This is a genomic window from uncultured Chitinibacter sp. (assembly GCF_945957625.1).
Classification (GTDB): domain Bacteria; phylum Pseudomonadota; class Gammaproteobacteria; order Burkholderiales; family Chitinibacteraceae; genus Chitinibacter; species Chitinibacter tainanensis.
Window position 1 is genome coordinate 583776 of the sequence record NZ_CAMFLP010000001.1, and the last position, 20186, is coordinate 603961.

General features: G+C 54.1%; 23 protein-coding genes. 6 read left to right on the forward strand and 17 right to left on the reverse strand.

Going from position 1 to position 20186, the window contains the following annotated elements; all coding sequences use genetic code 11:
* Positions 1-69 precede the first annotated feature (69 nt).
* Positions 70-393, forward strand: coding sequence for a cell division protein FtsB (gene ftsB, locus QV747_RS02670; protein ID WP_028449328.1), 324 nt, complete (start codon positions 70-72; stop codon positions 391-393).
* A gap of 96 nt (positions 394-489) precedes the next feature.
* Entirely contained in the window at positions 490-1959 is a 1470-nt protein-coding gene (locus tag QV747_RS02675; RefSeq protein ID WP_051258791.1) for a PLP-dependent aminotransferase family protein, read from the forward strand.
* Positions 1960-2030: 71 nt separating this feature from the next.
* Here QV747_RS02675 and QV747_RS02680 read toward each other — a convergent pair whose 3' ends face one another.
* The 4 genes from QV747_RS02680 to QV747_RS02695 form a co-directional block, all read right to left on the reverse strand.
* Positions 2031-2288, reverse strand: coding sequence for a hypothetical protein (locus QV747_RS02680; RefSeq protein WP_273428907.1), 258 nt, complete (start codon positions 2286-2288; stop codon positions 2031-2033).
* A gap of 151 nt (positions 2289-2439) precedes the next feature.
* Positions 2440-2730 carry a DUF2917 domain-containing protein gene (locus tag QV747_RS02685; RefSeq protein WP_273428910.1) on the reverse strand — a complete coding sequence of 97 codons (291 nt, stop codon included), beginning with the start codon at positions 2728-2730 and terminating at the stop codon, positions 2440-2442.
* Between the two features lie 149 nt (positions 2731-2879).
* Positions 2880-4781: a bifunctional tRNA (5-methylaminomethyl-2-thiouridine)(34)-methyltransferase MnmD/FAD-dependent 5-carboxymethylaminomethyl-2-thiouridine(34) oxidoreductase MnmC gene (mnmC, locus tag QV747_RS02690; RefSeq protein WP_273428912.1), complete on the reverse strand. Its 1902-nt coding sequence runs from the start codon at positions 4779-4781 to the stop codon at positions 2880-2882.
* A 15-nt stretch (positions 4782-4796) separates the two neighbouring features.
* Positions 4797-6032, reverse strand: a complete 1236-nt coding sequence (locus QV747_RS02695; protein WP_028449332.1) for an MFS transporter — start codon at positions 6030-6032, stop codon at positions 4797-4799.
* A 160-nt stretch (positions 6033-6192) separates the two neighbouring features.
* On the opposite strand from QV747_RS02695, the gene QV747_RS02700 reads away from it, so the two are divergent.
* Positions 6193-6492: an HU family DNA-binding protein gene (locus QV747_RS02700; RefSeq protein ID WP_273428914.1), complete on the forward strand. Its 300-nt coding sequence runs from the start codon at positions 6193-6195 to the stop codon at positions 6490-6492.
* Positions 6493-6812: 320 nt separating this feature from the next.
* Here QV747_RS02700 and QV747_RS02705 read toward each other — a convergent pair whose 3' ends face one another.
* On the reverse strand, positions 6813-7061 hold the full coding sequence (locus tag QV747_RS02705; protein WP_273428916.1) for a hypothetical protein: 249 nt from the start codon (positions 7059-7061) through the stop codon (positions 6813-6815).
* Between the two features lie 769 nt (positions 7062-7830).
* Here QV747_RS02705 and QV747_RS02710 point away from each other — a divergent pair.
* A complete protein-coding gene (locus QV747_RS02710; protein WP_273428918.1) occupies positions 7831-8409 on the forward strand; it encodes a hypothetical protein in 579 nt (192 codons plus the stop codon).
* Between the two features lie 75 nt (positions 8410-8484).
* Here QV747_RS02710 and QV747_RS02715 read toward each other — a convergent pair whose 3' ends face one another.
* The 9 genes from QV747_RS02715 to QV747_RS02750 all read right to left on the reverse strand — a co-directional run bounded on the left by QV747_RS02715 (position 8485) and on the right by QV747_RS02750 (position 14931).
* On the reverse strand, positions 8485-11274 hold the full coding sequence (locus tag QV747_RS02715; RefSeq protein WP_273428919.1) for a toprim domain-containing protein: 2790 nt from the start codon (positions 11272-11274) through the stop codon (positions 8485-8487).
* On the reverse strand, positions 11271-11852 hold the full coding sequence (locus QV747_RS02720) for a hypothetical protein (protein ID WP_273428921.1): 582 nt from the start codon (positions 11850-11852) through the stop codon (positions 11271-11273). Before QV747_RS02720 ends, QV747_RS02715 begins: the two co-directional genes overlap by 4 nt.
* Complete coding sequence (locus tag QV747_RS02725; protein ID WP_273428922.1) at positions 11849-12148, reverse strand: hypothetical protein; 300 nt, start codon at positions 12146-12148, stop codon at positions 11849-11851. The genes QV747_RS02720 and QV747_RS02725 overlap by 4 nt, the downstream gene beginning before the upstream one ends.
* A 13-nt stretch (positions 12149-12161) precedes the next feature.
* The gene (locus tag QV747_RS02730) at positions 12162-12467 is read right to left on the reverse strand and encodes a DUF1484 family protein (RefSeq protein WP_273428923.1); all 306 of its coding nucleotides are present in this window, start codon (positions 12465-12467) and stop codon (positions 12162-12164) included.
* Positions 12464-12637, reverse strand: a complete 174-nt coding sequence (locus tag QV747_RS02735) for a hypothetical protein (protein ID WP_273428925.1) — start codon at positions 12635-12637, stop codon at positions 12464-12466. The genes QV747_RS02730 and QV747_RS02735 overlap by 4 nt, the downstream gene beginning before the upstream one ends.
* A gap of 536 nt (positions 12638-13173) precedes the next feature.
* Complete coding sequence (locus QV747_RS02740) at positions 13174-13629, reverse strand: hypothetical protein (protein ID WP_273428927.1); 456 nt, start codon at positions 13627-13629, stop codon at positions 13174-13176.
* 85 nt (positions 13630-13714) lie between these two features.
* Positions 13715-13939, reverse strand: coding sequence for an ogr/Delta-like zinc finger family protein (locus tag QV747_RS16580; protein ID WP_373317273.1), 225 nt, complete (start codon positions 13937-13939; stop codon positions 13715-13717).
* A gap of 9 nt (positions 13940-13948) precedes the next feature.
* Entirely contained in the window at positions 13949-14683 is a 735-nt protein-coding gene (locus QV747_RS02745) for a hypothetical protein (protein ID WP_273428929.1), read from the reverse strand.
* 11 nt (positions 14684-14694) lie between these two features.
* On the reverse strand, positions 14695-14931 hold the full coding sequence (locus QV747_RS02750; RefSeq protein WP_273428930.1) for an AlpA family transcriptional regulator: 237 nt from the start codon (positions 14929-14931) through the stop codon (positions 14695-14697).
* 92 nt (positions 14932-15023) lie between these two features.
* Between QV747_RS02750 and QV747_RS02755 the strand changes: the two genes are divergently transcribed.
* Both QV747_RS02755 and QV747_RS02760 read left to right on the forward strand, forming a co-directional pair.
* Entirely contained in the window at positions 15024-15260 is a 237-nt protein-coding gene (locus QV747_RS02755) for a hypothetical protein (RefSeq protein ID WP_273428932.1), read from the forward strand.
* Between the two features lie 334 nt (positions 15261-15594).
* Positions 15595-15936: a hypothetical protein gene (locus tag QV747_RS02760; protein ID WP_273428933.1), complete on the forward strand. Its 342-nt coding sequence runs from the start codon at positions 15595-15597 to the stop codon at positions 15934-15936.
* Positions 15937-16006: 70 nt separating this feature from the next.
* Here QV747_RS02760 and QV747_RS02765 read toward each other — a convergent pair whose 3' ends face one another.
* The 3 genes from QV747_RS02765 to prfB form a co-directional block, all read right to left on the reverse strand.
* On the reverse strand, positions 16007-17293 hold the full coding sequence (locus tag QV747_RS02765) for an integrase arm-type DNA-binding domain-containing protein (protein ID WP_273428935.1): 1287 nt from the start codon (positions 17291-17293) through the stop codon (positions 16007-16009).
* 169 nt (positions 17294-17462) lie between these two features.
* Positions 17463-18965, reverse strand: coding sequence for a lysine--tRNA ligase (gene lysS / locus QV747_RS02770; protein WP_028449334.1), 1503 nt, complete (start codon positions 18963-18965; stop codon positions 17463-17465).
* Between the two features lie 70 nt (positions 18966-19035).
* The gene (gene prfB, locus QV747_RS02775) at positions 19036-20139 is read right to left on the reverse strand and encodes a peptide chain release factor 2 (RefSeq protein WP_028449335.1); all 1104 of its coding nucleotides are present in this window, start codon (positions 20137-20139) and stop codon (positions 19036-19038) included.
* Between the last annotated feature and the right edge of the window lie 47 nt (positions 20140-20186).

The following is a 20186-nucleotide window of genomic DNA, read 5'->3' on the forward strand; positions in this document are numbered from 1 at the left end:
CCATAGTAAGATCAAAACCGGAGTATGTACTCCGGTTTTTTCTATGAATGGTCTGTTTCGGTTTCCTGAATGCGTATTCTTGCTTTAGTTTTGGCTGTGCTGATTATTGCTTTGCAATGGCCGCTTTGGATTGGCAAAGGCAGCTGGATGCGCGTATGGCAACTGGATGAACAGCTGGTGCAACGCCAAGCTGAAAATGCCAAACTCAAAGAGCGCAATGAAGCACTGGATGCCGAGGTGAGCGACTTAAAAACCGGCTCGGAAGCTATCGAAGAGCGGGCCCGCAATGAGCTGGGTATGATTCGCCAAGATGAAGTGTTCTTCCAGGTGCTTGATCATAGCAAGCCAGCGATCATTAGTAGCAGTCCAACTAAAACTACATCACAAAAGTAAACTGTACCGGTACATTTTCCTAGGTACTGCACCCTAGGTCAATCTGTTATGCATTTGCGATATCGGCTATAGTACTCCTTACCCAAGGAGAGCCCGATGAGCGAACAAATCACCCCACCTCGCAAAACCCTGTATCTGCAATTGGCCGATGAAATGGCCGAGGCGATTAGTACGGGTGTGCTGCGCGTCGGGGAGAAAATGCCATCGATTCGCAAGCTGTCTGGTCAGCGCCAGCTGAGCTTATCCACGGTGATGGAAGCCTATCGGGAGCTGGAAGATCGTGGCTTGATTGAGGCGCGTCCACAGTCAGGTTTTTATGTGCGGCAGCGGCTTAGTTTTGCCACGCCCGAGCTCACAACGCCACCTAAAAATCCCTCACATGTCTTTATCGACCCTCTGCTTACCCCATCCGCAGTGAATCGCACCAATAAAGAAATTCGCGTCGATTTTGGCATGGCGATACTCTCGCCCAAATTATTCCCGAATGCGCAAATCCAGCGCATGCTCTCGCAAATCACCCGCCAATTCCCTGATCTGGTGGCTGACTACGGCGAACCACAAGGCGATTTGGAATTACGCCGGCAGATTTCTCGCCGCTCACTGATCTGGGGTGGCAAAGTGGAAGCGGACGAAATCATTATCACTCAGGGTGGGATTGAGGCACTGAATTTGTGCCTGCGCGCTGTGACCCAGCCGGGTGATGTGGTGGCGATTGAATCACCAGCCTATTTTGGCTTATTGCAGATTTTGGAGAGTTTTAAGCTCAAAGCCTTGGAAATCCCGACCCACGCTAAAACCGGTATTTCGATTGAAGCGCTGGAACTGGCCACGCGCAATGGCGAAGTCAAAGCTTGTGTGTTGCTGCCTAACTTTGCCAACCCATTAGGCAGCCTAATGCCCGATGAAAACAAGCAAAAATTGGTGCAGCTACTTGAAGAGCGCAATATCCCGCTAATTGAAGATGATATCTACGGCGAGTTTTGCTATCAGGGCGATCGGCCGATTCCGGCCAAAGCATTTGATAAAACCGGCAATGTCATGTTGATGTCCTCGTTTACCAAAATAGTGGCCCCGGGTTTTCGGATTGGCTGGGTGGTAGCCGGCAAATGGCAAAAGCAGATCGAGCAGCTGAAATTTATTAATACCTATTCCACGCCATCGCTGTTACAGCGGGCCATGGCGCGTTTTCTGGAAACCGGTGGGTATGATCATCACTTGCGCCGCTTGCGCAAAAGCTGCGCCGAGCAAGTGAATCACGCGGTGAATGCCATTCAACGCTATTTCCCGGCAGATACCCGACTCAATGTGCCACAGGGGGGGTATATCCTCTGGGTTGAGCTTAATAGCCGCATAGACACCATTACCCTGCTGCAAGACGCACTTGCCGAAGGGATTAGCTTCACACCTGGCTCGCTATTTTCACCTAGCAATAGCTACCGCAACTGTTTGCGCATCTGCTGTGTTGAGGAATGGACCACACGGCACGAAAAAGCCATCGCCCGCTTGGGCGAATTGGCCCGCAAACAGCTGGGCGCACCGGAAAGCGTGCCGCTAGCAGCACACTAAGTCCAGCACGCGCAGCGGAGTTGGCAAAGCTAGGGCCGCTCAAGCCAAGACCCAAGCCGAACCAGCCCCCGCTATTCGCTGGCCACGCTGCGGATTACCGTCGAGCAGCTATACGGGCCAGCGGCTTGGGCTTCGACACAGGCCGCGGAATAAGACATCTGGCAGGGGGGATTATCGCCTTTTTCATCCACCCACAGCACTTGCAGCCGCTCGCCGCAGCGCTGTTCGATCAGGGTGTTGATGTGCAATAGGTCTTCGACCAGCTCGCCAGCTTGAACGCTAGCGGCGCCAACGCATAAAGCGCCGGCCAGTAGGATAGAGCGCAGCATAGTGCCTCCTCGGCTAGCGAGGAGGATGCACCGTGCATCAAACGCCAACCTGTAATTGCACTATTGCTCCTCAAGCGGCGCTGGCAAGCGCTATTGCCTGAAAGGTTGAAACTTACAGACTAGCGGCAGAGTAACCTTACTGTTAGCAGGGTTAAGCGTGGCGGGGCTGGCTACCTGCATGCAGCCATTGCTGGGCCCACTGCAGCAGTGGCTGCCAGCGCGAGGTGCTGGGTTGGCTTGCGCCAATGCGCAATTGGCTATCGCTCAAGGCCTCGACCAGCACTGCTTCCCAGCCTTGTACTTGCCAGGCTTCGCCGGCCTGAAGCACGACATCATGGCCATCGTCGGTGAGCCAGATGGTGCCATGGTCACAGTGGATCCAGGCAAATTGTTGCTGATTCAGGCTGAGTAATTGTGAGCGGGTAAGGGTGGTCTGAGCCATGATCGTACTCCTGCGAGGTTTTAGCTAGAATACGCCGCCACCAGAGTACGCTACAGAGGCACAACTGTACTGTATTTAGGTGTACAGGCAGGTTGAACAGATGAACTGTTATGCTGTTTTCGGGCTCACACTGTCTGCTGCTGACAGCTTTAGCCGGCTTTGCGCAATTGCCGCAACTTAAATCGCGCCGGATCAATTGCATTCAATAAGCTTTTTTCGATGGGCTGTGGCTCAGCATTGAGCTGGCAAGCCAAAACTTCCGCCGCCAGTGCATGCCAAGTAATGCCGCGCGAGCCAAAGCCCACGCAGCAATACAGCCCAGATTGACGGGGCATTTGAAACAGTTGGTGCACAGGCTCATCGATTTCTCCCGCCACGTGCAGCTGCCCGACCAAGGGCAGGCGATCAAGCGAATTGGGGCGCGCGCAGGTGCGCGTGCTGGCCTCGGGGCTGGTAATTTCATGCCCGAGCAAATCGGCCGCGCCCGCCAGATTGCTGGCCGTGAGCTCGGCAAGGCTGGCCGCGCCTACCTCGGCTGCACCGGTGCAACGCCAGCCTGCTAGCGCAGGGGTAAGGTAGCGGGCCGCGGAGAGGCTAGGCACATGCTCAGATACGGCAACAGCGGGGATTTTCGTCACCGAACGCCAGCTTTCACTCAGCGGTAACTCGCCTGCCGGCCACAATTGCTGAACAGAGTGCGCATTGGCGAGGATAAGTACTTCGGTGCGGGCCAGTAACGTATTGTCCGCGCCGAAAATGTGCCATGCGTGCTCGTGTTGCTCGATACGGCTAACAAAGGTATTGACCTGTATGCTAATTAGATCAATCGCCGTAGCGATATACCCCTGACACAAACTATAAGGGTTCACCCACAGCGACTTTTCCAGCCACCACGCACCATAGCTGACCGGATAGCCTAACTGTACGGAACAGGTGGCGGCATCCAGATATTGCAACACGTCAGGTGGAAATTGCAGGGTAGCGGCGGTGCTCGTTAGCAGGGCGTCTTGTTCGGCGTCTTTGGCCAATTGCAGATGGGGCCCGCAGCCCGCAAGTACAGTTGAGCCCAGCTGCCCAATCCGCTGCCGGCTCAGCGCCAAGCCCGCCCGGCTCAGACGGGCGAGGGCGTTATCATCCTTGCTAAAGGTAGCGTGGCACAGGCCCACATGATTGCCCGAGGCGCGCTGGGCTACATCCGCTTCGGCCTCAAAGATTTCAACCTGCCAGCCACGCTGCGCCAATGCCGCAGCCGTCGCGCAGCCGGCCATGCCGGCGCCAATAATCACCGCACGTTTTGGGTGTGGGCGCGCGGGATGAGGACGAAACACGCGGGGCGGCTTGGGGATGCGCGCACAGCGCCCCACCAGCATTTGCCGTTTACTGGCAAAGCCCGCGACTTTTTCAACAGCAAAGCCCGCTTCGGTAAGCCCACGGCGAACTGCGCCGGCCACCGTGTACGTAGCGAGCGTGGTATCGGTATGGGCCAGTCGCCACAGCGCCTTAAACACGGGCAGGCACCACATCTCGGGGTTTTTGCTTGGGGCAAAGCCATCGAGGTAGATCGCATCCACCTTGGCCTGCAGCTCGTGCAGCATGCTTTGCACCTCACCCAACAGCAAGGTGAGAATGACCCGTCCACCCGCCAGCTCCAGCCGATGAAAGCCTGGGGTGAGCGCTGGCCAGATAGCCAACAGCTCGCTGGTGAAGGTACTTAGCTCAGGGTAGCGCTGATACAGCTGGCTTAAATCGGCGCGACTAAACGGATGTTGCTCTACCGAGATGAAATGCAAGCGCGCCGAGCGGTGCGGATCATTGGCCCAGGCCTGCCAGGTGGCTAAAAAACTTAAACCCTGCCCAAAACCAGTTTCAAGAATGGTGAAGCATTCGCGCTGCTGCCAGCGAGCAGGTAAGCCGTTGCCCGCCATAAACACGGCTTGCGCTTGCGCCAAGGCGCCATGCGCGGAATGGTAAACATCGGCATAGCGGCTGGAATACAAAGTACCATCAGCGGCGAAATCAAGCGTAGCGGCTTGCAGCGGGGTATAGACCATGGCAAAACAGCAGGGTTAGGCGGACGCAACGGGCGGATGCAGTGGTTCCCCGCGCAAAAAGGCTCGTCGTGCGGCAATGCCAAGGCTAATTGCCAGCACGCACAGCACCACAAAACTACGATTGCCCCACTGAGCATGGCCCCATTTTAACAGCTCGATGCCACCAGCAAACACCGCCATATTCAGCATGCCGAGCGCCGCGGCCACTACGCCTTTGGCTTGCTCACTACTAAATAAAGTCAGGCGATACAGTGCAGCATTAATCATGCCCATGCCAAACGCCGCAACGGCCAGCGACCAGGCCAGCCAGCGCCAAGCGGTGGGCTCGGCCAGCAGATACAAGCCCGCCAGCGCCCCAGCCAGCAAAGGGATCGAGCCGATGGTAATCAGCCGCTGTATCGGCAATTGGCTAATCAATTTGGCCAAAGCGATATTGCCGAGGATCAGGCCACCAAACACCGGAAATTGCCACCAGCCGTATTCCAGCGTGCTAAGCCCGGCATCCTGCATCAAAATCACCGGCGCCAGCGCAATCCAGCCCAGCAAGGGCACCGCATTCAGGCTGAGCGCCACCGCGCCCAGTACAAAGCGGCGATTGGTGTAGATTTGGCGATAATCTTGCCAGAGCTGGCGTGGATGCAATGGTTCGGCGAGCTTGGGTGAGGTTTCCGGCATTTTGTACCACAGGCCCAGGCAAGAAATCGCCGACACCACGGCCACTACGCCAAAAATCCAGCGCCAATCACCCAGCTGTAACACTGCAGCACCGGCTACCGGGCCAACTAGAGGTGCAATCAGTGCCACATTGGCCATCAGCGCCATCACCCGCACGGCCATGGTTTCGGTGAAGCTTTCCTGAATGGTGGCATAGCCCACAGCGCCGATAAAGCACAGGCCAATCCCCTGCAAAAAGCGGAAAGTGAGAAACAGCCAGAAACTATGCACCCAGATAATGCCAATACAGCTCAGGGTGAAAAACACGGCGCCGGCCAACATCACTGGCCGCCGGCCAAGGCGATCAGATAAAGGCCCCAGCAGCCATTGCAGGCTAGCGCCACCCAGCAGGCACAAGGTCATCGCCGTCGGTATCCAGGCGGGGTCGGCGGCAAACTCGCGCACCACGGCTGGCATGCCGGGCAAGATCATGTCATTGGAAATGTAGGTGGCAAACTCAAAGAGCACCAGAGCCAGCGGGAACAATAAAGTCGCCCAGCTCAGCTGGCTAATTGGGGCAGGGCGTGCAACAGACATGCAGTATTCGCTCGCAAAACCTGTATTGTCGCAGGCTGGCGGGCAGAAAGATTGGTAAAAATACACTGGCATGCGCATTTGCGCAGGCTGGGGCCAAGATTTATCCCCGCGCCAGCCTCACTGCGGCATAATGAAAGCATTCTTCCATGGGGGTCGTACAATGACAAAAACCGAATTGATTGCCATCATCCATAACCTGGCCAGCATCGAGCACCCGGATCTCAACAAAAAGACCGTTGCGGCTTTGCTCGACACCCTGTCGGAAGTGATTACCGCCACGGTAAGCGGCGGCGGCGAAGTAACCCTGCCGAATGTCGGCAAAATTGCGCTGAAATCGCGCGATGCGCGTGTGGGCCGCAACCCACGAACCGGTGAAGCGGTGCAAATCCCAGCCAAGAAAGTGCTGAAATTTACCCCAGCCAAAGCGCTGAAAGATGCGGTAGCAGGCGAGCAGAAATAAGCAGCGCACCGCGCGCTTTGCGCAGCCAATAAAAAACCGGCTTTAAGCCGGTTTTTTATTGATACCTACTGATTACTGATTGATACCTACTGCTAGTATAGGGCTGTAGCGCAGATTAAAAATAGCCTATAGCCCGATACCGCCGCTAAATCAGTCTTCGCGACGCATTTGCGGGAAAAGAAAAAATAAATTAAGTCTTTGAATTAAATGGATATATTGATTTTTTATATTTTAACATACCCCCATTGATACCCCCAGAAAAGTAAAACCCATTCCTTATTGTTAAAGATCGTTGCCTTCCTACCGCTTTAGAAGCGGCATCACTCGGCTTTGGCCTGCTGCGCAAGAACATCCAGAGGTTGAGTTTGCGCGATGAAATCAAGAATTTTTCCCACCGTAAGGCCGTGCTGTGTGGCCATATTTCGAAATGTAGCCCGGGTATTTTCGTCCACTTCCGTGTTCATCTGTACCGGAACCCATACATTTTTGTCGCCGGCGGCCTTGGCTGCTTGGGCGGCTTCGTAGCGGCTCTGGCGTGACTTTCGTTTGCGCGCTGCTGATCCGGGCATGGGTTTTCCTTGAGTGACTAGCGGCAGAGGATAGCGAGACAGGCGCGGCAGAGCAACGGGGTCAGAAATGGGGTGGTATTGCCTTCTCGATGCTGGAGTGAGTCGGGTGGTTATGGGGGCTGTTTGGCGGGGGTATCGCAGAGAAATAAGGGGGCTTTGTAAGGTCTTGATTTTGCGGTCGCTGGGAGGGCACACAGAGAAAAAAACAGGGTTTTTTGTAGTAGATTGCTGCTAAGTGATTGAATACAAAAGAATGTGCTTGCTCTATTTCGCTGGAAATCTACTACGTTTCGCTGCAAATCTACTACATTTCATTTTCGCCTTTTGGAGTAAATCGGGCGAAAAGCCAATGCTGCCGCGGGTTTGAGCGGTGAAAAGCAAAAAAGCCAAAACTACTACGTTTTGGAGTAGTTTTGCCGCGAAATGTAGTAGTTCGAAAAAAGGCCATTTTTGAAATGTAGTAGTTGCCTATTTTTTAATCTTTTCACTTTTCTTCTCTTTCTCTTTGAAAAATAAAGAAAAAAGAAGAAATATAGAAAGTGTTGCAAAAAAGACACGTAGTAGATTTTGGCCGAAATGTAGTAGATTTGGGGGGAAGTGTAGTAGATTTTAGAGGGTAGTGTAGTAGGGGGTTGCCTTAGATAATCAATGACTTAGCGCAAAGCTACTACAAACTACTACAGTTTTTTCACCTCCCTGTGACTTCCCAATGGGATTTTTAAGGGGAGAGAACCACTTATCCACAACAAAAAATAGGCAAATGGGCCTGATGGCCATTTTGATCCATTTCCCTTTTCATCGCGGTATTTCACGCCCTGTAACCAAAAATGCCGGATTCTGGCTTGTTCGTAAGATTTTCAAAGTGTATAAGTACGGGTACTCATACAAGCATGGGCTTTTTCTAATCGTGAAATACATTCGGAAAACCGCTAAAAAATTGATGGCTGAGTGTGACATTCAGACGGACGGCAGGGTGACTGACTTTGCCGAGAAGGCGCAAAACGCCTTAGAAAGAGTTGCTGATGCCAAAGCCGCAGGCGATAGCTGCGAGATGAGGGCTGCTGCGGCTGCTTATGGCGGCTTGGTGAAGCGTTGGCGGCGTTACGTGATTCAGCAGCTCACTGAAGCGGCTTTTCTCGGTTTGGATACCAGCCGGGTAAAAGTGCGGGAATGGCAACTGGGCTGTTTCGGGCAATCGTTGGCGTCCGCCGAACTAGCCCGCTATGCAAAACCCGCCCGTAGTGGAGGCGGGCGGGTGGATGCCAGCTTGCCGCAGGCGGTTATTGCACGGGAATGCGCCCGCCAATTCGAGGCGCTACGCGATGAACTGCGCCGGATCGGCAATTAGCCAGAATAAATCAGGCTGATTGCTTCTGCTGCTGATAGCCCCATGAAATGAATCATCAGCGGAGAAACGACTCAATTATCCTGCCTGTTCATGGCTCGGTGACAGATGGATGTTGAACTGTCCCAAGCGGTTTAGGCTGATTTCTTGCAGTTTTTGAACCCGTCGCCCAGCAATCACCTTAGTGGCTTCATCGCCAATGACCGCGCCGCTGGACAACAGTTGCTGCTTGAATACCCGACTAGTTTTAATCGGCATGGCGTCAAATTTGGAACGTAAATGGCTGGCTGTAGACAGGTGATCCATGATGTGGCTAGCGCGGACGCACAATACGGGTTCACCGTCTCGATTACTCCAGCAGAAGGGATAATCGAAACGCCCAGCCTCCAGCTCAGAGGCGAATATTTCCATGATCCACACCCAAGGTTGCCGATCACTATCGGTTTCCGTGATGTGGCGGTTCATTTCCGCCAGCAAGTCATTGACGAAATTGCCCTCGTCCTGGTCCAGCCCGGTAAAGTCGCACAGCAGCGTCCAAGCGGTCAAAATGGCCGCATAGTTCTCCCGCATCCGGGCTGCGGTCGGGTCTTGCAGGCTGGCACGGCTGTAATTGCTGCAAGTGGTCAGCCAGCGCTGAAAACTCTCCCGGATCGCGCTTGGTGCCGTCTTGGCCAGAAACTGCAGCCACTGCCAAAGTGGAAATTGTGACAAGTCACGTGGCAGCAACGGGCCTTGTTTGGCCACTGACAGCGTGGTGCGGCAAATCTTGGATTGCAGCGATTGCACATCCACTTCTTCACCGGCCAGCAGTACAGGGGCGCACATCAGGTAAGGCAGGGCGCTGGAGCCGACCTTGGTGTAACTACTACGGCAAGTGCTTTGCAGTAGCTCGTCGATATCACCCAGCACAACACGTGGCAGCTTGGAAAATTCATCCCAGGCAACCGGCTGTGAGGTGTACGACACTGACATGCGGCGGCGGTGATCTGTCTTGAGCGATTGCCCTGAAAACACCGTGAAAGCGGTATGGCGCTCCAGTGATTCCATCAGTTTGGACTTGCCCGCGCCTTTTTCTGCCTGCATCTGAAAGTGTGGGTAAAAATCTAGCACGTTTTTCAGGTGTGCGCCCAGTAGCCATACCAGCGCTATGCTGGCCGCGTTCTGCTTGAAGGTCTGCTGATAGGCGCGAATCACCCGCGCCGCCTGCTCTGGCGTACCACGTGGGAAAGTGAGCGTGGAATAGGGGCATTGCTTGTCCGGATCGAGAAAAAAGCAATCCTTGCCTTCCCGCGCCGTCAGTTCGCCATTATTCCAGGCGAGCCCGACGAAATTCACCACGTTTTGCTGATTCAGGCTGGCCGTGCGCTCCAGAATATTCACCATGCGCTTGAATTCGCCAGGTTTCCAGATTGCGCCAAAGCGCTGCCCCCACCAGTCCAGATTGTGCAGCTTGTCTTCGGTTGCCACATGGCGGCATAGCTGATCGCCATGCCGTGCTGTTTGTGCGCTGACGCCGAACAGTAGCTCATAACTGGTGTCCGGCATCCCGGAAAGTGTGGCCTGATGCCCCTGGATGCGCAGGCGGTTTAGCGCGGCAATACGGAATGAGCATAGATCACCCAATGTTTCCCGTTTCGGCTCTTCACCTTCATTGCTTTGCTCGAATTTTTCCACGTACTGGGTAAAGTCGGGGCGGCAGCGGAAACGCCAGTAAACGCTTAGATCGTGCGTGGGTAGGAAAATCCGGCGCCGACCTTCCAGTTTGCTGCGGTCTCCTTCGCCCCCAGCTGGCATACCAGCGATCAGCCAGGGTTCTAGTCTCTTCAGGCGTTTGGTCAATTCCGCTGCGCCATGCTGCTGAAGCACATCGTTGATGTCCTCGCCATCCTCCCAGTCCATCATATCGACAAGCTGTGCCGCGATACCATGACGTACCAGTTCATCGTTCAGTGCCCAAGCCGCCTTCAGCCCTGCACGCTCCCCACTGGCGGGGTTTACTGCATCGGCGTGATCCAGCGCCACAATCACACGCTTGCCATGTAGAAATGCCCAATCAATTTTGGTCGCATTGCTGGTGCCACGCAGCGCCAACACGGCAAAGCCATTGCCAAGCCCGTGCTCGGCGCAGCTTTCAATCGAAAGCGCATTGATCGGGCTTTCTACCAGATACACGACTCGCGCCCGCTGCAGGCGTTGTAGATCGCTAGTCCAGCCAATGCCGTCGCGCTCGCCCTGGCAACTGGTTTTGCTTCCGCCATTCAGTTCAGGATCGGCGTAACGCAGATCAACCGCCGCCACGCGTGCCGGGCTTTGCCGGCGGACGATAAAAGCCACCGCCGCGCCGCCGTGCCCAACCTGGCCAGCGGCGATGCTGCCGCTTTGCCAGCTATTCCAACCCAGTGATTTTTGTTGGATGGCATGCCTTATTACGCTCTCGGTAATGCCTCGCCCTTTGAGGTAATCCACAGCAGATTCCGGTTTTTCCAGGCAACGATCGGCGATGAACTCTGCTCGAGTTTTTTCAAGCGGTTTGCCGACAGGGCGGCTCTGTCCACTGGGCATCGGCAGACCGTACCAGTCGCCGAGCAAGCGAGCGGCTTCCACGGGGGTTCGCAGCTCCGGTTTGCAGAAAAGGGTCAGATCAATGCAACTGCCTTGCGCTTCGCCGGAATGGTCTTTCCAGGCTCGCCCACCATTGAAGACAGACAGCGATGCGCCTTTGTCTGGGTGATGCGGACTGTGGTAATTGCCATTCTTGCCTTGGCGTTTTAGACCTAGCTTCCCAGCCAGATCATGCAGGTCAATATGTTCTTTCAGGCTGGCAAAGTATCCGCCCAACTGGCCGGTTTCGTGTGTACCCGGAGTCATGATTGGTCTCCCCAACGAAACATTCCATAGGCGCGCTCCAGATAGTCATTCGCCATCATGCGTTCATCACTGCCATTACTGCTAAAGTGGTCGGCACGCGGCTTGGCGATGTAGTTCTGCAGCTCGGAGGCATCAGCAATGAAGCCTCGCAAAACACTTTCAGCACTCATGCGGTAACTGTTACAAAGCTCAACGAACTCAGGGGGGATTTGCAGGGTGAGTGGTTCTGTTTCATCCGGGATAAATGAGCCTTCAGCACCAGGTATAATCTCGGATGGAGCGCTGAATTCGGTCAGTTGATCGCACCACCAGCCTAGGTGTTGTTTATCCTCATCGCGCCAATCTAGGCCAGGCCTGCGCCGGAGAGTCGGCTCCAGATAGGGGGTGAAGCGCCAGAAGCCCTCATCATTGACGTATTGCTCAGCAATGCCTATTTTGCCTATTTGCTGGCATTGCCAATCATCACTGACAGGGGCACAAGGCAAGGTCAATTGCTGTTCGGTTTCGCCTAGAATCAGCGATATGGTCAGCTGCCCATCGGCTACGGCACGCAAGGTGGCGTCATAAAGCTTATTCATTGCACACCTCCGGAAGTAGATACAGCCTGCTGCACCATTGCGTGTAGGCGATTCAAGACAAGAGCGGCCTCTTGGTCGTCCAAAGCCACACCATTGAGCTGCAGCAAGAGTCCTTCCAGCACACCACGGGCATAAGCTGCCGCCGTATCAATCTGCAGGTCTGCGTTTTTACTCGTTAAGTCTCGGTCAATGCGAGCAAAGCTCTGCAGGCACTCACCCAGTTCCAGTCCAAGATTGCGTCCTTGCTGCTTTGCCAGATTGGCCATTTCATCCGCCATTGCTTTTTTGCGATTCATTATCTCGTCCCCCTCAGTCGATTAAGCTGTGTAGTGCAGTTGTGGTTTTCTCAAGACGTGCCACGATGGGCATCAGAAGACACTGCAGAATCGCGCAATTGATGGATTGGGTTTCCGAGTGTCCAAGCAGGGTGAGCAAGGCGCGTAATCCATCCTCCTGATCGACCAAGGCTTGATGTACATGGTGCAATTGCTCGCTCAGGGACTTCAGAGCCTCTGCCTGGGCAGGGGATTTGGCGCTGGCCAGTAGCTCGCTTAGTGGTAGTTCCACCACGTTGCATTCTGGGAGCGATGGGATAGTGTAGAGATCGCGCTTCATGCTACCACCCCCACTGCAAAGCCATTCGCTGTGGCGTGGTAGATGGCGCGCTGGCCTTTGGCGGTCAGCAATGCGGCCAAGGCGCGGGCTTCGGGCTCACTGGCCACGATGGAAACAAGGGAAGCAGAAACAGGGAATAGCGTGCGCAGGGCGCGGCGGAACTTGGACATGGGTAGTCCTCCAGTGTGATGAGCATGTAGCCCACCGCTCCGTCGCCAAACGGAGGAGGCAGGCGCGTGGCGGGGTTGGCGAACCGGCACACTGGAACCGGCATACCCGAAGGTATCCCCACCACGGCCCGCCATTGAAGACGTACCTGTAGTGTTGCAGACGGACGTAAAAATAGCCGCAAGGCGGCTGTCCGCCAGTGTAATCGGGTCGCCAAACCCGGCTGCACGATTGAGTGCAGCTGCTGCATTCTTGGTTGAACTGAAGGGCGTGTCAAGCCAGATGAGTGAAAAACGTTCTTGCTCACCCACACGCTGTGATGCAAAATGCAATTTCTTCTTACTCCGCGCTGATATGGGTTGGGTGAGGGGATTGAAAAATTGATTTGAGCCCCGTTCGCGGGGCTTTTCTTTTGACTGCTGCATAGCAAATTCCTTGATGATGAGCGGCATTGCCGCGTGTTATGTCCTCTTCGCTGTCCCGGTGAATGGTCAATTCGGTTGGCGATTGAATACGTACCCCACGCGTTCAATCCCGTTTAGCAATCGGCTGTTATGTATCCTTGTGCGTTGTATTGCACCCCGGCTGAATCAGCGACATAACTCATGACTTGATTGCGTTCAGTACTGACGTATTTGAATTTCTGCTTATTCAGAAACTTGATGCAGTCCTCGCAGATTTTTCCGGTGTTTTCATCGATGCGAATGGCGATATTGTCGAAAATAAGAACCAGATCGCCGTCTTTGGCGTTGGTGATTTTCAAGCCGCCAATCCCGTTGTCATCTAGCCAGCGTTGAATCAGCGGTATTTGCTGACTGTCTGCCGCGCGTCCGGTGAAAATGCGCACCTCATATTTGCCGTCATCCACCCACTTTTTAACGCGGGTCAGCATGCTGGCAATCGGGTTGCCAATCTGCCGTGCGGCAAGACCGCCGTACACGCTTTCTGCCAAGGTGCCGTCCAGATCGACACCAATCCATTTTTTGTTTGACATAGCATTCCTCCAAGCTGCAGAACACGGGCGCAGCAATCCCCGCACACTGGTAGCCAGTGCGAAAAAAATGAATGAGTTTTTGCTGTTAAACCGGCGGAGCTGCCGGGTCGGGCTTGACCACGGGCAAAGCACAGTTTGGGTTAGGGTGGTTGGCAGGAACTACTGTCCGTATTAGTTCGGTAACGCCGATCGCGATATGGCCACAATGGTCATTGCTGCAACGGTAGTAGGATTCCTTGCTGAGTAGCGAAGCAGTTTTGCTGGTGCGGATATGCATGGCTTTTCCGCAATGGGGGCAGAGCATGGACATGGCAAACCCTCATTTCAGACCAAGCTCTACCATGGCGCGGTGTCTAGCCGTTGCACTCAGCCATTCATATTCATTGCAGCTGGGTACCGCCGCAGCCAGGTCAGTGATCGAGTCCGGGATTTTCGGCGCAATATCCGGCATGGCTTTCCGGATTTCGAAAAGGGTCGACTCAAGATCCTTGCTGTGAATGCCGCCGGAAAACCAATCTTTCTCGGCATTGGTTTGCAGTAGTCGTGCGATAGCGGCAGGTGGCAATTCCTGATAATCCGGCAGCTGAATTCGCATCGCACTGACCAATAATCCCATTGCTTGGCTCTGGCATAGTACCTGGATGGCATGATCCCGTAGGATCTCGGCAATACGATTTTTGGCCAAATTACGCTGCTCTGCGGCATTGTCGCGCGCAGTCATGGTCTCGAAAACCAGCAACTGTTTTTCCTTGATCAGATCGGCGCGAAGCTCTTGATAATCTTCCAGCAGCGCGTAGGCACTGCGCTCTTTCGCTTTGGCTGCTTTCAGTGGCTTGGTGTCGCCGCCCAAAATCGAAGTAATCAGCGATTTACGCTCTGTGCGAGTGGCTTCGGCTTCACCTTCTGCGGCGGCAATCGTTTTGTCGATGGCCGTTAGCTTTTCATTCAGTCCCTGGACTACATCATGCTTGGCGAGAAAATCTGCTAAGGCGGACTGGTAATTAGCCTTCAGCATGTTGATCTCAACCTGCTGTTCTTGAGTTAAAAAATCCATTTCACACCTCATCAATTTTTGTGTACTTGCTGTTTCAGAATGCGTTGTTGCCAGGCAATCAAATCGCTTTCAAGCCAGGCGATGGCACGACCACCGCAGCTGATTTGCTTCGGAAACTCGTTCCGGGCCATGCGGGTGTAGATGGTCGTTGTGCAAAGTCCGGTGATGCGGCGTACTTCGGGGAGTCGTACAAACCGATCCAGTTTGGGTGATTGGGTAGGAGTGTCTGATTGAGCAGCGCTCGCCATGATTTACCTCTCGCTGTTGTTTACCAATAACCGCTGGCATGCATTGCCTTGCGGTATGGACTAACAATGCCGGATGGCGAAACGGTGGTCATTTGTTTGCTGTTGTGCCAGAGGCGGCACAACAAGAACTTTTAAATTGGCATCTTCCGGCATGTCAGCGCATATCGTTGAAACCCGAAAGCGGTATCTCGCTAAAACTATCCGTAACCATCGGCAGTGGAGGCTGCCGGGGCAAAAACGCCGGTTTTGCAGGTGCGCTGGCAGTTAAAAGCGGTCTGCGTGCCTTGGTGGAAGTCTGTTTTGCAGTTGCTCAGCTTGGCGTGTGCTGACAACTGGTTTGAAGTCCAAACACCACCTATGACATTGCATAAATCCGCAAGCTTTTTCCGAGCCTTTTACCTCCGTGCCACGCCAGCGCTTCTGCGGGCTGGCGCGTTTTATGCCGCTGCATTGAAAACGAAGGAGGAAGAGCGGGGGTGAGGCGGGGCTTCAATCGCGCGCCGGGAGTGCAGAAGGGTAGTGGCCTTAAAATGCCCCCTACTGGCGAGCCAGATGCCTTATTTGCATCGCATGAATGTCACGCCTACCTGTGCTAGTGTTCGAAGTGAGACGCGTCAGAGCGCGTTTATGTGCCAAACAACGGCAATCAAAGGAGAGGACAATATGGGTAAGTGGATTGGTGTAGATCTTGACGGAACACTGGCAGTGCATCACGGCTATATGTGCGGGGGGATTGGTGAGCCTATCAAACCGATGCTGGATCGAGTACGTGAATTGATCGACACCGGTAGAGAGGTGAGAATTTTTACCGCTCGCGCTTCTGACCCTAGTCAGTTGCAGCACGTAAAACAATGGTTATCCGCACAAGGTCTTGGCGGCCTTGCCATTACCAACATCAAAGATTTTGACATGGTGGCGCTATACGATGACAAAGCCATGAGGGTAAAGCGCAATACCGGCTACATCTGCCCAGGATGTTACCGAATGAAGTATCAACATGCATAAAGGCGCCCATTTTTTAAGCAGGGTGGTTGGCCGCCCAATTTACAAGAGTGCGCCCAACTAGTTTGCATGCTTATCCACACAATTCGGGGATAACTTTGTTCGGTGCCAACAGGGGCAAGGACACACCTTCCTTACGAACCCTGTCCAGATAATCCGCCCAGCACTGCAGCATCGCCAAGCGTTCCGGCATGTAGTATGCACGGTTATAGGCTGCGCGAACCTGATTGGGCTCACCGTGCGACAATTGGCGCTCCACTGCATCTGGGTTAAAGCCTGCTTCATTCAGAATTGTTGAAGCAGTTGCCCTAAAGCCATGTGTGACGAGATGGCCGTTGCTTTTATCCTTCCCTGCATACCCCATACGTTCAAAAGTTTTAAGCGGCGTAGCGGCACTCATGTGTTTGTGTTTTTTTCGAGCCATAGCGGGAAATACATATGGGTTTCCATCTTGCCTAAACTTCTGCAACTCGGAAAAAATAGCTAACACTTGGGTGGGGAGTGGCACGACGTGTGGGCTGCCCGCCGCTTTAAGCTTGTGTTTCAGCTTTCGATTTTCTGGTGGAATTGTCCATTCCGCCTTATCAAAGTCTATGTGCGCCCATTCAGCCATCACTGTTTCTCCAATCCGAGTAAAGCAGATCATTACCACCTGGATCAGAAGTCGCGTCTGAAGTGCGCAGTCTTCGCTTGAAAAGAGCCGCTGTAAAAAAGCCGGTAGCTGCTCGCGTGAAAGCGCCGCCCGCGCTTTACTGACTGGCGCTTGCAATGCCCGAACCAAAGGAGCGGCAGGATCTGACTCCGCGAGACCTGAAGCAATCGCAAGCGCAAAAATTGCCGAACAACGTTCGCGTAGTCGTTTAGCGGTATCCCGCTTGCCCGTCTGTTCAATACGTCGCAATACAGTCAGCAACTCAGCGGATGTCAATGCTCGGATTGGCCTTGTACCTATGGATGGGAAAAGATGAATTTCCAGTGAGCGCAACACGCCACGTGCATGACCTGGAGCCCATTGTGCGGCCTCAATCCGGTGCCACTCCCTTGCAACAACTTCAAAGCTGTCGCGCGCGGCCATCTGACGCGCAAGTTTTACTGCCTTGCGAGCAGCTCCAGGGTCAGTGCCTTGAGCTAACAGCAGGCGGGCGGCATCACGCTGTTGGCGGGCCTCTTTGAGCGTTACCTCGGGATAAACGCCTAGAGCCAATAATTTTTCCTTGCCCCCCCACCGGTATTTCCAGCGCCAGTATTTTGCACCAGTCGGCATTACCCAGAGAGATAGCCCCAAGGAGTCGGACAACTTCAGGGGCTTGCCATCATTTCTTGGCTTAGCATTGTCTGCCTGTAACTTGGTTAGAGACATAAAACCTTAACTGGGGGTATCTGTTGATGGAGATGAACGAAATATACCCCTAAATATACCCCCAAAGATACCCGGTTTTTGCTAAAAGTTAGCGAAACTTGGCGAAAGAAAAAGCCCGCTTAAACCTAAGTTTTTCGCGGGCTTTTTGGGTCTTGATGGAAGATTTCGATTAATCTTCGCGACGCATTTGCGGGAACAGGATCACGTCACGAATACTTGGCGCGTCGGTCAGCAGCATCACCAAGCGATCGATACCGATACCGCAGCCGCCAGTTGGCGCCAGACCGTATTCCAGTGCGCGGATATAGTCGGCATCGAAGTGCATGGCTTCATCGTCGCCAGCTTCTTTCAGATCCACCTGCGCCTGGAAACGCGCGGCTTGATCTTCCGGATCATTCAACTCGGAATAGCCATTGGCGTGCTCACGGCCCACGATAAACAACTCGAAGCGCTCGGTAATGCCCGCTTGCGTATCCGATGCGCGCGCCAGCGGTGATACCTCCGCCGGGTAATCGATGATGAAGGTCGGTTCCCACAATTTCGCTTCGGTGTTTTCTTCAAACAGGCTCAGCTGCAGGCCGCCGATGCCATCGGTCAGCACGGGCTTACCACCCAGACGCGCGATTTCGGCTTTCAGGAAGGCGCGGTCGTGCAGTTGCTCGTCGGTGTATTCTGGGTTGTAGTGCTTGATGGCATCCACGATGGTGAAGCGGGCAAAGGGCTTAGACAGATCCACCGTTTTGCCTTGATATTCCACGACCGCATGGCCGGTGGCTTCGATCGCGCACGCACGGATAATGCCTTCGGTCATTTCCATCATGCGCTGGTAATCCGCATAGGCCTCGTAGAATTCCACCATGGTGAATTCTGGATTGTGGCGAGTACTCATGCCTTCGTTGCGGAAGTTGCGGTTGACTTCAAATACCCGCTCCAGACCGCCCACAACCAGACGTTTCAGATACAGTTCAGGCGCAATCCGCAGGTACAGCGGCATATCCAGCGCATTGTGGTGCGTCTGGAATGGCTTGGCCGAAGCGCCGCCCGGAATCGGGTGCATCATCGGGGTTTCCACTTCCAGATAACCTTCGCCCGTCATAAATTCGCGCAGGCGTTGCACGATTTTGCTGCGTTTAATGAAGGTGTTACGGCTGTTTTCGTTGGTGATCAGATCCACATAGCGCTGGCGGTATTTGGTTTCTTGATCGGTCAGGCCGTGGAATTTCTCTGGCAGTGGGCGCAGTGATTTGGTCAGCAGACGCAGCTCGGTCACATGGACGGACAATTCACCGGTTTTGGTTTTCATCAGCGTACCGCGTGCGGCGACGATATCGCCCAAATCCCAGGTTTTAAAGTCGCTGTATACGTCTTCACCCACGGCTTGGCCGCTGATGTAGAACTGAATGCGGCCAGAGCCATCCTGAATCGTGATAAAGCTGGCTTTCCCCATTACCCGCTTGAGCATAATCCGGCCGGCCACACTAACCGCAATGGCTTGCGCTTCCAGCGGCTCTTTCTCGAAGTGACCATATTCAGCGGCCAGATCGGCAGCCAGGTGTTCACGTTTGAAGTCGTTCGGGAAAGCAACGCCTTTGCTGCGGATCGCAGCCAGTTTGGCGCGACGCTCGGCAATGATCTGATTTTCGTCTTGCGGGAGGATTTGTTCTTCTGACATGGGTATGTGCCTGCAGTTTAGATCTGGGTTTATTTCGGGCAGATACCCCTGAGGGTATCTGCGTAATCACTTATACGCCCTGTTTCAGGCTGGCCTCGATAAAGCCTTCAAGGTCGCCATCCATGACCGCCTTGATATTGCCAACCTCGTAGTTGGTGCGCAAATCTTTGATCCGGCTCTGGTCGAAGACATACGAGCGAATCTGATGTCCCCAGCCGATGTCGGATTTGCTGGCTTCCAGCGATTGCTGGGCTTCCATCCGTTTGCGCAATTCCAGCTCATACAATTTCGCGCGCAGCATTTTCCAGGCTTCGTCGCGGTTTTTGTGCTGCGAGCGGTCGTTCTGACATTGCACCACGGTATTGGTCGGGATGTGGGTCAAACGCACGGCTGAATCGGTTTTATTAATGTGCTGACCACCCGCACCCGAGGCGCGATAGGTGTCGGTACGTACATCCGCCGGATTGATTTCGATCTCGAAGCTGTCATCCACCTCGGGGTAAACGAAGACCGAGGCAAACGAGGTATGGCGGCGGTTATTCGAATCATAGGGCGAGCAGCGCACCAGGCGGTGTACGCCGGTTTCAGTCCGCAAGAAACCATAGGCATAGTCACCGGTCAGCTTGATGGTGGCCTGGCTGATACCCACGATATCGCCATCGGATTGCTCCATCACTTCTACACTAAAGCCTTTGCGCTCGCCGTAACGCACGTACATGCGCAGCAGCATGCCGGCCCAATCTTGAGCCTCAGTACCACCCGCACCCGATTGAATATCGATAAAGCATGGGCTTGGATCCATCGGATTATTAAACATCCGGCGAAATTCCAGCTTGGCCACTTCGGCTTCCAGCGTGGTGTAGTCGTCGTTGATGGCGCCGATGGTGTCGAAATCGTCTTCCAGCTTGGCCATCTCGAAGAGTTCCAGCGCGTCAGTCACCGCGCCACTGACTCGGTCAAGCACATGCACCACGTCTTCCAGTGATTTGCGTTCGCGGCCGATTTCTTGGGCTTTTTTCGGGTCGTTCCAGATTTCCGGATCTTCCGACAGGCGCACGACTTCTTCCAGGCGATCGACTTTGCCGGGGTAATCGAGGTAACGTTTCAGTTCATCAGCGCGCTGGCCGAGTTCTTTAAGCTGGTTTTCAATCTGGTTGAGCTGTTCGCTTTCCATGCGATGTTCCGCGTCCATGCTGATGCAAAACATCAAATTATATCAGT